Origin of the sequence: Butyricicoccus pullicaecorum (assembly GCF_002160355.1) — a bacterium.
Taxonomy (GTDB): domain Bacteria; phylum Bacillota; class Clostridia; order Oscillospirales; family Butyricicoccaceae; genus Butyricicoccus; species Butyricicoccus pullicaecorum.
The window spans coordinates 88153-102178 of the sequence record NZ_NFKK01000003.1 but is presented as its reverse complement, the minus strand read 5'-3'; the positions used below and the strand labels follow the sequence as shown (position 1 = coordinate 102178).

14 protein-coding genes are annotated in these 14026 nt (G+C 51.5%); all 14 read right to left on the bottom strand.

What is annotated here, in order from left to right; genetic code table 11:
* Window positions 1-10 precede the first annotated feature (10 nt).
* From cbiB to hemA, 14 genes are read right to left on the bottom strand one after another with little or no spacing between them, the layout of a single operon-like run.
* The gene (gene cbiB / locus B5F17_RS03655; protein ID WP_087370935.1) at window positions 11-976 is read right to left on the bottom strand and encodes an adenosylcobinamide-phosphate synthase CbiB; all 966 of its coding nucleotides are present in this window, start codon (window positions 974-976) and stop codon (window positions 11-13) included.
* Complete coding sequence (locus tag B5F17_RS03650; protein ID WP_087370932.1) at window positions 973-1356, bottom strand: bifunctional adenosylcobinamide kinase/adenosylcobinamide-phosphate guanylyltransferase; 384 nt, start codon at window positions 1354-1356, stop codon at window positions 973-975. The genes cbiB and B5F17_RS03650 overlap by 4 nt, the downstream gene beginning before the upstream one ends.
* The gene (gene cobS, locus B5F17_RS03645; protein WP_087370929.1) at window positions 1353-2126 is read right to left on the bottom strand and encodes an adenosylcobinamide-GDP ribazoletransferase; all 774 of its coding nucleotides are present in this window, start codon (window positions 2124-2126) and stop codon (window positions 1353-1355) included. Before cobS ends, B5F17_RS03650 begins: the two co-directional genes overlap by 4 nt.
* A complete protein-coding gene (locus tag B5F17_RS03640; RefSeq protein ID WP_087370926.1) occupies window positions 2123-2662 on the bottom strand; it encodes a bifunctional adenosylcobinamide kinase/adenosylcobinamide-phosphate guanylyltransferase in 540 nt (179 codons plus the stop codon). Before B5F17_RS03640 ends, cobS begins: the two co-directional genes overlap by 4 nt.
* A gap of 10 nt (window positions 2663-2672) precedes the next feature.
* Window positions 2673-3731: a nicotinate-nucleotide--dimethylbenzimidazole phosphoribosyltransferase gene (cobT, locus tag B5F17_RS03635; RefSeq protein ID WP_087370924.1), complete on the bottom strand. Its 1059-nt coding sequence runs from the start codon at window positions 3729-3731 to the stop codon at window positions 2673-2675.
* A complete protein-coding gene (locus B5F17_RS03630) occupies window positions 3731-5089 on the bottom strand; it encodes a cobyrinic acid a,c-diamide synthase CobB (RefSeq protein ID WP_087370921.1) in 1359 nt (452 codons plus the stop codon). The genes cobT and B5F17_RS03630 overlap by 1 nt, the downstream gene beginning before the upstream one ends.
* Complete coding sequence (gene cbiE, locus B5F17_RS03625; RefSeq protein WP_087370918.1) at window positions 5086-6282, bottom strand: precorrin-6y C5,15-methyltransferase (decarboxylating) subunit CbiE; 1197 nt, start codon at window positions 6280-6282, stop codon at window positions 5086-5088. The genes B5F17_RS03630 and cbiE overlap by 4 nt, the downstream gene beginning before the upstream one ends.
* A 15-nt stretch (window positions 6283-6297) precedes the next feature.
* On the bottom strand, window positions 6298-7587 hold the full coding sequence (gene hemL / locus B5F17_RS03620) for a glutamate-1-semialdehyde 2,1-aminomutase (RefSeq protein ID WP_087370915.1): 1290 nt from the start codon (window positions 7585-7587) through the stop codon (window positions 6298-6300).
* Window positions 7587-8573 (bottom strand): porphobilinogen synthase, encoded by a 987-nt coding sequence (gene hemB, locus B5F17_RS03615; protein WP_087370912.1) that lies wholly within the window; start codon window positions 8571-8573, stop codon window positions 7587-7589. Before hemB ends, hemL begins: the two co-directional genes overlap by 1 nt.
* 3 nt (window positions 8574-8576) lie before the next feature.
* The gene (gene cobA / locus B5F17_RS03610; protein WP_087371313.1) at window positions 8577-10061 is read right to left on the bottom strand and encodes a uroporphyrinogen-III C-methyltransferase; all 1485 of its coding nucleotides are present in this window, start codon (window positions 10059-10061) and stop codon (window positions 8577-8579) included.
* Window positions 10062-10067: 6 nt separating this feature from the next.
* The gene (gene hemC / locus B5F17_RS03605; protein ID WP_087370909.1) at window positions 10068-10931 is read right to left on the bottom strand and encodes a hydroxymethylbilane synthase; all 864 of its coding nucleotides are present in this window, start codon (window positions 10929-10931) and stop codon (window positions 10068-10070) included.
* Between the two features lie 3 nt (window positions 10932-10934).
* The gene (gene cobK, locus B5F17_RS03600; protein ID WP_087370906.1) at window positions 10935-12122 is read right to left on the bottom strand and encodes a precorrin-6A reductase; all 1188 of its coding nucleotides are present in this window, start codon (window positions 12120-12122) and stop codon (window positions 10935-10937) included.
* Complete coding sequence (gene cobJ, locus B5F17_RS03595) at window positions 12119-12847, bottom strand: precorrin-3B C(17)-methyltransferase (RefSeq protein ID WP_087370901.1); 729 nt, start codon at window positions 12845-12847, stop codon at window positions 12119-12121. Before cobJ ends, cobK begins: the two co-directional genes overlap by 4 nt.
* Window positions 12844-14025 carry a glutamyl-tRNA reductase gene (gene hemA / locus B5F17_RS03590; RefSeq protein WP_162608064.1) on the bottom strand — a complete coding sequence of 394 codons (1182 nt, stop codon included), beginning with the start codon at window positions 14023-14025 and terminating at the stop codon, window positions 12844-12846. The genes cobJ and hemA overlap by 4 nt, the downstream gene beginning before the upstream one ends.
* Between the last annotated feature and the right edge of the window lies 1 nt (window position 14026).

Here is a 14026-nt window from a genome sequence, read left to right as displayed (position 1 = left end):
TGATTCTCCTTTACAACAAATTCACCGTACAGGCAATCCGAATCGCCGTGCCAAGCACCAACATGATGAGCGACGCACCGGTCATGAGTCGTTCTGCATAGGCGATATCATTGCGTGTGATCGGTCGGTCAGGGTCACCGATGAACGGCTTTTCCATTTTCTTTCCAAAGTACACGGCATCCCCGGCAAGCTGGATATGCAGCGCACCGGCACATACAGATTCGGTCTGCGCGGAATTGGGGCTCTTATGATTTTTGCGATCTCGTCGAAAGATGCGCAGTGCATTGCGATTATCGAAATGCAGCATACCCGCTGCCGCGATCATGCAGATTGCCGATATGCGAGCGGGAATAAAATTGAATACATCATCTACTTTTGCAGAAAATCTGCCGAAATACTCATATTTATCATTGTGATAACCGACCATAGAGTCCAATGTGTTGACCGCTTTATAGAGAAAACCGAGCGGAGCACCACCAATCAGCATAAAAATCATCGGAGCAATGACACCGTCTGTCGTATTCTCTGCAATGGTTTCAACCGTCGCTTTGATAACGCCAGTTTCATCCAATGCCTGCGTATCGCGGCCAACGTACATAGACACTGCTTTGCGTCCGTCGTCTAACGATCGTGCAAGAGCGGTATAAACATCCTTGCCGGCATCAGCAAGGCACTTGCGTGCAAAGATCTGATAGCAGAAAAAGGTGTTTGCAATAAACGCAAGTGCAGGATGAATGCGGGACAGCAAATATAACACGACGAGTGGAATGAGGAAGCTGAGACCGCACACGATGAACCATAATAAAACACCTGCGATAAGGAGTGCGTTGGGTGTTGACGGAAAGACACGACGCAGCAGCGCTTCGGTTTTTGAAATCAGCTTGCCAATCGCGCAAATCGGGTGCCAGAGATTGGCAGGATCGCCAAACAGGCAGTCCAGACAAAAACCGATTAAAACCGATAAGACAATGGTCATGCTTTTTTCTCCTTAATGCACTGTGCAATCCCTGCACGCAGCCAATATACGGCATCAGCGCGCTCGGCCAGATCACAACACAATCGACCGGTTGCTTCTCTCCAATCGTTCTCCGATTTTTCAGCAGGTACGACACCGCATCCCAGTTCATCGCACAACACGATGTGTCCGTCCAGCCGTTCCAGTAGACCGGACACAGGCTGGTTATTCTCTAACATACGTTTAATCAGTAAGTGCAGATGATCGACTGCAGGTGCAGAGATTTCGCCAGACAACGGCATGTCTGCACCGTCGGCAAACGCATGGTGATCTAAATGAAATGTTTTCTCAGCAAATGCACGTTTTCCCTGATAGGCGCCGCCTATAATTAAAATGTTCATGCACATAAACCTCCGATCACTGCGATGAGCAGCAGGAGCAGCTCGGTTGTTGAAATCAAGAATCCTGCTAAGTCGCCTGTAATTCCGCCAAATCGCTTTTGACACAGCCGCGCATGTCCAATACACCACAGGATGACCGCTGCAATACTGATTACCACCCAAATACTGCGAGAAATTACAGCTAAGGCAAGAAATGCTGCAATAAGTTCGAACAGCATTGCATGCTTGGTGCGCTCTTTTTCGCTGTTCTCTGCAAAAATATAAGCAAGCCCGGTATTCTTTGCACATGGCAGGGATACAATCGCACGGCCACCGACGATACGCGCCAGTGTAGATCCGCAGAGCGCTAAAAATAAGTAGTTCGGTGTCTCGTAGAGCTGTGCAAACAGCGCAGTTTCACACATTAAGAAGACAACCATACCCAGAACACCAAATGCACCAACATGAGGGTCTTTCATAATTTCCAGTCTGCGTTCCGGTTCGCTGTGTGAGCCTAACGCGTCTGAAGTGTCTGTCAGACCATCCAGATGGATGCCTCCGGAAATCAGTACCGGAAGCAAGGTCGCACCGATGGCGTAGAATAGCGTATTGGCTTCAAAATGCGTACAAAACAGGAACCATAGATATTGGCACGCACCAATGAGCACACCGACAAAGGGAAGAAAACAAAGCGCATAACGCATGGTTTTTTTATCCCATGTGAGCTGTGGCATGGGAATGAAGGAATACATGGAGAATGCGACACAAAAGCCGCTTATTAGGCTGTTCATAAGAGGTCTGCTCCTTTCAGTGGAAGAAGAATACCGCAGACCGAATGCACGACAACGTCAGCCTTTTGAGCGAGCACGGCATTGAGCTGTGCCAGCTGTTTCATGTATTGCATGGTTTGTGCGGGATACTTGATACCATCTGAAAAAATTTCGTTTGTTACAACGACCAATGTTTGGCAGCAGCGCGGATAGAGTGAATCAACAGCTTGAAGAATGGCAGAAACGGCTTCCTCCCCTGCCCCATCCGGGCTGAATATTTCATTGGCCAGAAGTGTGGACATGCACTCGAGCAGGATACCGTCGTACATTTTTTCAGGCAGTTCGATATGTGTCAAATCCGTGTATCGCTCTACGGTTTGAAATCCTTTTCCTGCACGCAATGCGTGGTGCCGCAGCATGCGTGCCTGTGCCTCGGCACCAAACGGCTGCATGGTCGCTAAGTATAGCCGGCTGCCTTCACGCGCACGCTCACACAGCAAGCGCTCTGCGTGCTGAGATTTTCCTGATGCTGCACCGCCGGTCACTAAAATGAACATGGCGGTATCCTCAAGTCAGCGGCTGGTAAGCTTCGATTGCAGTATCGACAAAACAGGGCATTTCATCATAAACAGTAAAAGCCAGATCTAATAGCGCAATTGCAGCAATTGCGCCAGTGCCCTCACCAAGACGCATGCCTGCGGTAATAAAGGGATGCACGCCAAGGGTGTCCAGCAGCACTCTGCCTGCGGGTTCCTGAGACTCGTGCGCAAAAATGATGTAGTCCTGTACAGCCGGACAAAGACGAACGGCGCAGAGTGCAGCTGCTGCTGTGATTACACCGTCGGCGACGATCGGCATTCCCTGTGCAGCGGCGCCCAGATAGAATCCGGTGATACCTGCAATATCAAAGCCACCGACCTTAGAAATGACATCAACGACATCGGAAGGATCAGGCTGATTGAGCGTAATGGCTTTTTCGATTGCTGCGATTTTTCGATGCAGTCCTTCGGTAGACAATCCCGCGCCGCGGCCGGTCACTTCGGTCACCGGTCGGCCAGTCAAAACAGCCGTAACGGCAGCGGTGGATGTCGTGTTGCCAATGCCCATTTCGCCTACCGCGACGATATGGTCACCGTCGGCCTTACATTTTTCAGCCATTTCAATGCCGACTTCGAGCGCACGAATACAATCTTCGCGCGTCATGGCGGGTGCTTGGGTCATATCCTGCGTACCGTAAGCGATTTTACGGCGGATGATTTTTTCGCCCTGCACATCACAGGCGACGCCGATATCGATGGGAAGCACCCGGACGTTGGTATGGAGCGCCATTCGGCATACAGACGTTTGGGCACGATTGAGGTTTTCGGTTACGATTGCCGTGACATCCTGTCCGCACTGGGTAACGCCCTGCGCGACAACACCATTGTCTGCACAGAATACAGCCACCGATCGCTGAGAGATCTTAGGATGCGCCTGATGCTGAATCCCTGCGATCTGTACGATCGCATCCTGAAGCATTCCCAAGCTGCCTAAGGGAATGGCAATCGACGAAAAATATTGTTTTGCCTCCTCTGCGCTTTGTGCACAGAGAGGACGAATAGCCGCAATCGTTTGTTCCAAAGTCATTATTTTGCCCTCATTTCTATACAAATTTCAAGAAATTGACGAATGGATGCGGGAATAGCGCGAAAATATAGATGAGGATATCCTGCGTATAGGGTGTGTGACGCGAATACACAGTCCCATTGCTTTCCATTTGGTTTTTTGGCCGTGAAATCACAGCCGGAGAATTCAGATTTTGAGTAATGAAACTCATGTGCGGGTAAGACTTGTCCTTGTTTGCAGAGCAGACAATCTTTTTTTGCAGTTAAGGCGGTATAGCCGAAATTTTGAAGACGTGCAGTCAGCTCAGCACGTCCGGGCAATGCGCCAACCATGGGGAACACACCGGTTTCACAGCAAATTTCTTCGCCCAGGTACATAAAACCGCCGCATTCCGCAATGGTGGGAAGTCCTTGACCGATTTTCTCTTTGAGTTCGGCACGTAATTGCCGATTTGCAGCCAAACGTGGCGCGTAAAGTTCGGGATACCCGCCGCCAATATACAAACCGTCGATTGCTTCTGGCAAGGAGGTATCTTCCAAGGGAGAAAATGGTACTAGTTCTGCCCCTAAAGCGGTGAGCATGTCCAGATTGTCCTGATAATAGAAGCAGAATGCACGGTCTTGTGCAACACCAATGCGAATGGGAGTTTGTGCAATTGGCGTAATCGGACTGAACTGGTCTGTGAGCGGTGGTGCGGTATGTGCAAGCTCCAACAGCCCATCGAGATCTAAACATTCCTCCGCTGCATCAGCTAAGCGATCCAGTTTTGTTTGGATATCTCCAATTTCTGCCGCAGTTACCAGTCCAAGATGACGGTCTGGAATTTCCGATTCTGGGACTGGCGGCAAAAATCCATAGACTTTCACACCAGCTTGTTCCAGTATGCTGCGATAAAACGGATACATCCCTTTTGATACATCATTTAAGATGACACCCTGAATAGTGTTTGGTGCAAATCGCAGAAAGCCTTGCACCATAGCAGCCAATGATAAGGACTGCCCCTTAGGGCGTACGGTTAAGATGGCCGGTGTTTGCGTGGCTCGCGCAAGATGCGCAGCAGATGCTTGATCGGTCGTGCCAGATACACCGTCATAGAATCCCATGACGCCTTCCATAATGCCGACCGTCTGATTTTGTAGATGCTGTGCAGCTAACGCACGAATTTGAAACTCAGACAGAAAGAATAAGTCTAAGTTATAAGACGGAAGACCTAGGGCTGCGCGATGAAACATGGGATCGATATAATCCGGACCGCATTTGAAAGCGCACAATGAAACACCGCGGCGCTGCAATGCTCGCAGAATCGCACTCGATACCGTGGTTTTACCGCATCCACTTCCGGTGCCACCGATTAACAAACGAGGCTGAGAACCGGTCACGGCTTACCACCTCCTGAAATGAGAAAGACAGGATTGTTTGCTGTCATCATGGTATAGCTTGCCACCTGTCTGCCGCGTGCGGCGCTGATTTGACAGACCTCTATGTTGGAAAATTCCAATTTTTTGAGAGACTCCAGCGCACGGCTCATGGTTTCCAGTGCAATGGCACTGATGCAAACACGGACATCCGGATTTTTCTGTTTCAATACAGCTAAAATTTCGGGTAATTCTCCCCCGCTGCCGCCGATAAATACTGCGTCCGGTGTTGGTAGACCTTCCAGCGCTTCGGGTGCATATCCCGAGACTGGAATTACATTTCCGGCGCCCAAAGCCAGTCGGTTCTGTTCAATCAGAGAAAGCCCGGCATCTTTTCGCTCGATGGCGTAAACCAAACCTTGGCAGGCATGTCGCGCCATCTCAATAGATACCGACCCGGTTCCTGCACCGATATCATATACGATATCGCTTTTTTGCAGATCGAGGAGATTTACAGCAGTCCAGCGCACCTCCTGCTTGGTCATTGGCACCTCACCGCGCACAAAGTCGCGATCTCTCAGGGCTTTCTGGTAATCCACTGCATTGGGATTGAGCACGAGAAGTACGGCCAGATCACTGTACGACCGTAAAGCCAGTTCCTGTGCTGTTCCGGCAGAAATACGCTCTTGCGCAGCACCCAGATCTTCACCAACGTAGACAAGCAGATGACCGAGTCCGGCGTTCACCAAATCTTGACAGATGCTTTGTACCGTGTGGGTACCGCCAGTCAATGCGAATACTTTCTTGTGATAGCTGACGGCACCTAAAATACTGCCGGATCGGCCATGCAGGCTGAGAATGTAAGCATCATCATAGCTTTGTCCGCATTTTGCACAGAGATATTGCATGCTGCTCAGTCCGGGTAAGATCTCAACCGAGCCGTATGCCATCAACTGATGCTGAATGGACTTCGTCAGGCTGAAGAATCCCGAATCACCAGACACCAGTAGTGCAACCGGAGATTGCGTACATGCAATCGACCATTCTACCATTTGAGACATGGTCGCCGGTTTGATCTCTCGCAGGTTTCCCAGCTGCTCGGCCAAACGCGGCGCAGCAAATACGCAGGCAGCGCTCATCAAAGCCCGTCTGGCTGTTTCGGTCAGATTGGCAGCCTGTCCTGTTCCTGCCCCAATAATGATAAACCGACGACTCATATCGTTAGACTCCTTTTATAATGCGTTGATGACTGCCGCTGCTGCCTGACAGAATGCTTCGACATCGTCTGCGGTGTGGCTGGCGTTGACAAAGGTTGCTTCGTACTGCGAGGGCGCAATGTACATGTGATGATCTTGCATACCCCAGAAATACGTGCGGAATTTTTCGAGATCCGACCGCTGCGTGTCTGCAAAGCAGCGCACAGGTTCGCTGGTAAAGTACGGGCACAGAAGCGCGCCGCACTGATTGACTTGCAATGCAACCTGTGAAGCTGCAGCGGCCTGACGCATTGCATCTGCCATGCGCTGTGCCTTGTGTTCGATTTCGGTATAAACTTCAGGATGTGCATTCAAAATCTGAAGCTGGGTTAAGCCTGCGGCCATCGCAACCGGATTACCGGACAATGTGCCAGCCTGATAAATCGGGCCAGTCGGTGCAACCTGCTCCATGATTTCACGCTTTCCGGCATACGCACCGACCGGCATACCGCCGCCGATGATCTTACCGAACGTTACAAGATCGGCACGTACGCCGAAGTATTCCTGTGCGCCGCCGCGTGCGAGACGGAAGCCGGTAATGACTTCGTCAAAGATCAGCAATGCGCCATGTGCATCGCACAACGCGCGAAGACCCTCTAAAAATCCGGGTTCAGGCGGGACAACACCCATGTTTGCAGCGATCGGCTCTACAATGATTGCTGCAACCTGTCCCGGGTTCGCTTCTAACAGCTCACGTACTGAATCAAGGTCGTTATACTGTGCAATCAGCGTATCGGCTGCAACCGCAGACGGAACACCCTTAGAATCGGGCGCGCCTCCGGTCAGAGCACCCGAGCCAGCCTTGACCAGCATGGCATCGCTGTGACCGTGATAGCAGCCTTCAAACTTGATGATCTTGTCGCGACCGGTCACACCGCGTGCAACACGCAGCGCACTCATAACCGCTTCGGTGCCCGAATTGACCATGCGTACCATATCAATATTGGGCACCATGGATACAATCAGTTCGGCAACGTCTACTTCGATTGCAGTCGGTGCACCAAAGGACAGGCCGTGCTGCATGGCCTGTCCGACAACTTCTAGTACAGCCGGATGGCTATGACCAAGAATCAGCGGGCCCCACGAGCCGACGAAATCGACGTATTCATTTCCGTCTTCATCCCATACATGACTTCCCTCTCCGCGTACCAGAAACGGAGGCGTACCGCCGACCGAGCGATAAGCACGTACCGGAGAATTCACACCGCCGGGAAGGACTTTTTTTGCACGTTCAAACAGTGCTTTGGAATGGGCTTGCGTCAACATCAGCCAATCTCTCCCTTCCGAATGGCATCTGCCAGTTCACATGCATAATAAGTAATCAGAATATCTGCGCCAGCGCGGAAAATGCTGACAGCAGACTCACACATAACGCCGTGCTCATCGATCAAACCAGCCTTTGCAGCGGCCTTGATCATAGCGTATTCACCGCTGACCGAATAGGCAGCGATCGGCAGATCAAAACGGCGGCGTGCCTCATGGATGAGATCCAGATAGCTCAGTGCAGGCTTGACCATCAGGATATCTGCACCTTCTTGTACATCCAGTTCACATTCCCGCATCGCTTCGCGGGCGTTGTGCCAATCCATCTGATAGGAACGGCGATCACCAAACGACGGAGCAGAGCCAGCTGCGTCGCGGAACGGGCCATAGAAATAGGACGCATATTTTGCAGCATAAGACATGACCGGAACATTCTGGAAACCATGGGCATCCAAAATCTCACGGATGCGTGCGACACGGCCATCCATCATATCGCTGGGGGCGACCATATCTGCACCGGCCTGCGCATGGCTCAATGCGGTTTTACACAGAACCTCAAGGGTCTTGTCATTGTCTACATCATGACCGCACAGAATACCGCAGTGGCCATGCGAGGTATATTCGCACATACACACATCGGTAATGACATACATTTCAGGTGCCAGTTCTTTGATTTTGCGGATGCCCTGCTGTACGATGCCGTCAGCAGCCCAGGCACCCGAACCGCATTCGTCCTTGTGCGCAGGCAGACCGAATAGAATGACACGCGACACGCCGTGCGCACGAGCGCGATCGATCATGCGATACAGCTGATCCGGGCTGTAATGATACTGACCGGGCAAGGACGGGATCTCTTCATAGATATCGGTGCCTTCGCGCACGAAAATCGGCCAGATCAGACTATCCGGTGAAATACGGGTCTCGCGCACCATACGGCGCAGACAATCAGATGTGCGCAGACGGCGCGGACGAATGGTTTCGTTAAACATTGTTTATTCCTCCAATAAGCATGCGATCATGCTGTCAATGGTCGCAGTTTTTGCAATTTTTACCTGCATACCATAGCTTTGTGCCTGAGCAGCAGTTTGCTGACCGATACACAAAGCGGTAAATGCCTGAAAATCAAGATCACCTACGGCTTCGGCAAAGCCACGCACGGTGGATGCGCTGGTGAATGTCACAACATCCAACGTGCCGTTTGCAAGTTCTGTGCGCAGCAAGTCGCCCTGATCGGTGCGGTAGACGGTTTCATATGTTGCAACATCGGCGAATGTGATTTCCGCTTCTCGCAGTTTGGCCGTGAGTTCTGAACCTCCCTGCGCCGAGCGCAAAATCAAAACGCGTTCCTTTGGGTCTAATGTATCGACGAGCGCCTGACCTAAGTGTGAACCATCATACACATCGGGCATTAAGTCAGCTTCGATTCCGTAAGCTGCCAGTGCTTGCGCAGTACCCGGACCGATGACGGCAAACTGCATGCCATATAAAGCACGTAGATCATAACCTGCACGCTGCAAAGCATGAACCATAGCCGAAACGCCTGCCGGGCTGGTCAGTACAACCCAATCCCAGCGGTCGGTCAGCTCATATTTGAGCAGTGCAGTGTCTTCGATTTCCTGCGTCTCAATGCAGGGACATTCAATTACGTTCGCACCCAATGCACGCAGTTTTTTGGACAGTGTTCCGATACGCTCTTTGGGACGAGTCACTGCAATGGTTTTTCCGTGCAGTGGCAGCGGCGTAAACCAGTCCAGTGCTGAATGAAGCTCGCAAACACGACCGACGACGATCAGCGCGGGACTTTTGAGTCCTGCTGCGCGAACTGCATCATACAGCGTGGAAATCGTGGCAATGACTTTCTTTTGATTGCCGCGGGCACCATTTGAAATGACTGCTGCGGGCATATCCGGCGACATTCCAGCAGAAAGCAGACCTTGCATGACTTCGGACAGAGCACTCAATCCCATCAGGAAAACCAATGTACCGCCGGTCTGTACCAATGCATCAAAGTGAATGTCGAGCGGTTTGCCTGCACGCGCATGTGCAGTCACAATATGTACCGAAGAACAGTAGTCACGATGGGTTACCGGAATACCTGCATAGGCAGGCACAGCCAACGCGGATGTTACACCGGGGACAACTTCGAATGAAATGCCATGCTCTAACAGATATTCGCATTCTTCTCCACCGCGACCGAATAGATAACAGTCGCCGCCCTTTAAACGAACGGTCTGCTTGCCTTCCTGCGCCAGACGCACCAAAATTTCATTGATCTGATCTTGCGGAACCGGATGATGGTTGTTTTCCTTTCCGACATTGACGCGTTCAGCGGTTTGCGGAATGAGTTCCAGAATGTCCGGGCTGACCAAGCGATCGTACACAACTGCCTCGGCGGATTGCAGCACCTCAGCACCGCGCAAGGTGAGCAGATCGCGACCGCCAGGGCCAGCGCCGACTAAAATTACTTTTCCTGTCATATCCATTTACCTCGCTTGTTTGAGCTGCTGTGCCAGCTGAATGCCTAGAGTAACCGCCTGAGAGCGGTCACCTTCGCATTGACCGAATCGCACGATCGATTCGTCTTCGCTGACATACATACCGTGCAGAATGAGGTGATCGTTCTCTAATTTTGCATAGGCAGCAACCGGAGAAGAACAGCCGCCGTCTAACGTACGGGTAAAGCTGCGTTCTGCCAACGCGCAATCGCGTGCATCTGCATCTGCGAATGCCGAAAGACAGGATAAATCGCTGCCTTCCCTGCCCTGCACCGCAACAATGGCCTGACCAGCAGCTGGCAAAATTTCATCTGGAGAAAAATACCGATGAATGCGTCCTTCCAGTCCTAATCGGTGCAGACCGGCAGCTGCAAGGACAAGCGCACCGTACTGGCCTTCATCCAGTTTACGCAGGCGGGTCTGTACATTGCCGCGTACTGGCTGAATGTCAGCCTCGGGAAAGAGTCGCTTGAGCTGAATCCGGCGGCGTGCGCTGGCACATCCGATCGGCTTGGATAAGTCAAGCTCCTGCAAACCGGCTTGCAGCACCAGTGCATCGCGTACATCAGCACGCTTGGAATAGGCAACAATGGGCAGTCCCTCAGGCTGCTCCATTGGCATATCCTTGAGACTGTGTACGGTAAAATCTACCTCTCCGGCAGCGAGTGCACGGTCAAGTTCCTTAACAAATAAGCCTTTTCCGCCGATCTGATCCAGTGTTCGATCCAGAATCATATCTCCGGTCGTTTTCATAGTAACCAGTTCGCACGGAACCGGAACCGCTGCCCGCACCATTTCTGCTTGGATGACTGCGAGTTTGCTGTCCCGGCTACCTAATTTGATCGTTTTCATTTTTTACTCCAATATCTCGCGAATTTTTTTTGCAGTACGCGATACTGCGTGATGGTCGGAACCATCTGAAACCAATCCAGCAATCAATCCGCTGCCCTCGCAGATCGCAGGAAAATAAAAGGTACTCTCCTCTGCACAATCCGCGACACTTACCGGAATCTCATGCTGTTTACAGATTGCAGCAACTCCGTGATTTACGGTACGATCATTGGTCGCGGCAATGACCAGAAATGCACCGTCAATATCTTCAGGCTGAAAACTGCGCGCTTGATAATGAATCTTTGACAAGTCGATATTCTGTGAAATTTCGGGGGCAATCACATGAATGTCCGCACCGAACTTTTGCAGGACACCGACTCTGCGTGCCGCAATCGCTCCTGCACCAATAATTATCACTTTTTTTCCAAGCAGAGAGACGAACAAAGGAAATCGAGGAGGCTTCTGTACATCAAATTCTGCCAAGAGCTTTTGCTGCATTTCTTCCAGCGTAAATCCCTCTTCATTTTGTGGACGAGCGATCATCAATACCTGTACGCCAACTTCGCGGGCAGCGGATAACTTTTCCGCAAATCCACCGCTCTTTCCGGTATCCTTTGTGACCAGAATCGACGCACCGGTTTTATGAAGCAGGGCGACATTCATTTCATGAGAGAATGGTCCTTGCATTGCCAAAATGGATGCACCGGGGAAACCAAGTGCCGTACATTTTTGAAGCACTTCGGCTGTGGGCAGTACGCGTGGATAGAGTCGCTGTTGATAATCTGGAATCGCGGTATAGGCATCTAATTCCTTACTTCCGGTTGTGAGAAGAACTTTACCGGTTGTCTGGCAGAGCCATTGCACTGCAGCTGCTGTGTCGGGTACGATATGCACGCCGTCGGATGATTGTGCAGGTCGAACCAGACGCAGATACTGGGCACCGGATGCCGCACAGGCCGATTTGATATTCTCGGTCACTTCACTCGCATACGGATGGGTCGCATCGATAACCATACAGTCTTTGTGCATCTGCTGCGCCATCTCAGTATATGAGAGGCGACCGGTGTGTATGGTAATTCCGGGCAATTTTTCCATGACCGCTTCCCCATAGGCTGTGGCCACGTACACATGTGCCGGGATACTGTGCGATGATAAAAACCGGCATAACAAATGTCCTTCTGTTGTACCGGAAAAAATCAGTAGCTGTTTCATACGCCGTGATAACCACGCGGGGTGACCAGATGACCGTTGATAACCTTGGTCTGAGAATTTCCGATAAATACAGTCGTTAACATGTCGACGTTGGTATCTCGCAGTGCGCCAAGGGTGGTCAATGTGAACGCTTCCCCTTCGCGGCCGATATTGCGCACGATGCCGCAGGGTGTTTCCGGTGCGCGTTCGGTCAGCAGAATATCACAAGCCTTTTGCAAATGATCGGTACGGCGTTTGCTTGCAGGGTTGTACAGACACAGGCAAAAGTCACCAGCCGCCGCGGCACGCAGGCGCTTTTCAATGGTTTCCCAAGGGGTAAGCAGATTGCTGAGGCTTACAACTGCAAAGTCGTTGGTCAAAGGTGCACCCAGAACAGCGCCGCCAGAGCTTGCCGCCGTGATACCGGGAATAACTTCAATTTCAATCTCCGGATGGGATTCGCATACTTCAAACATTAGACCAGCCATGCCGTAGATACCGGCATCGCCGCTCGAAATGACAGCGACCGTGTGGCCTGCCAGAGCAGCATCTCTTGCTGCCGTGCAGCGATCAACTTCACGGGTCATTCCGGTCTGAATGCGTTCCTTTCCCTGAATGAGAGAATCAATCAGATCCAGATATAGGCCATAACCTGCGACGCAGTCGCACTGCTCGAGTGCGCGGACTGCCCGCAGCGTCATCTGCTCTTCGCCACCCGGGCCGATGCCAATTACATATAGTTTCATTTTCCGTTTCCTTTCTGCATCTTGGACAGACACGACTGCACCTGTGCCGCAGTCAATATTTCTTTCATGCCGCCGAGCAGCATGTCAATGGTTTTGTGTACTGCAAGTTCGGTCAAACCGTCCAGATCACCGTCTGCATAGAGTCCGGAGAACGCATGATCATACTTCACTCGCGCAACCGCAGTGTCTTTGATCTCTGCGATCAGCGGCAACGCCTTTCGATATTCATACCAAGCGTAGAACTCAGTTTCTTCCTCTTCCAGGATTTGCTTTGCCGCTTCGCGCTCGCCTGCGTTTTCATCAGCAAGCTGTCCCAGATCGTCGAGATTATAGACGGTCGTCAACTGAGCGATTCCATCGTCAATATCACGCGGCATCGCCAGATCAACGATCAGTTTCGGCGGTGTTTGCATAGCATGTACTTGCTCGTGAGTGAGTGTAAAGTGCGGGCTGGTCGTCGCACTCACCACAAGATCGGCACCGTCGATGATAGAAAATCGATCATCGTAGGGATGGGTTTTACATCCGGCCGGAACGATGGTTTCGCCATGCCGGTAGGTACGCAGCGTGATGGTCACTTCGCATCCTGCCTGATACAGGAGCGTAGCAGTCAGGCGACCCATTTCACCGTTTCCAATCACGACAGCGCGCTTTCCGTTTAATCCGTGCAAGGCGTCTCGCGCTTTTTCTACACCACGATGTGCAGCGGAAGTCGGAACACCGATCAGATGTGTCTCGGTTTTGACGCGCTTTCCACCGGTCACTGCGTGGCGAAACAGCGTATCCAGAACACTGTCCGCACAGCCTAACCGACGAGAGAGTGTGATTGCATTGCGCACCTGAGATAAAATCTGATCGTCACCGAAAATCTGTGACTGCATTCCGGAAGCGACTTCCATCAGGTGTGCGACGGCGTCCTGATCGGTTCTCACGGTGGAGATTTCTGTGTAAGCATCATAAGGAATGCCTGCAGTTTTACATAAAACGAATAAAGGATCAATGTCGGGATGTTCGGTGTGCAGATACAGTTCGGTTCGGTTGCAGGTTGCCAGAAGAGCACAGCCCAATACACCGTCAAAAGCTCGAATCTTGGGCAGTAAGGTTTCGACCTGTCCCTGCACAAACGATACAGGTTCACGAGCTGAAAGATTTGCGCGCTGGAAGTCAATTCCAGTCATA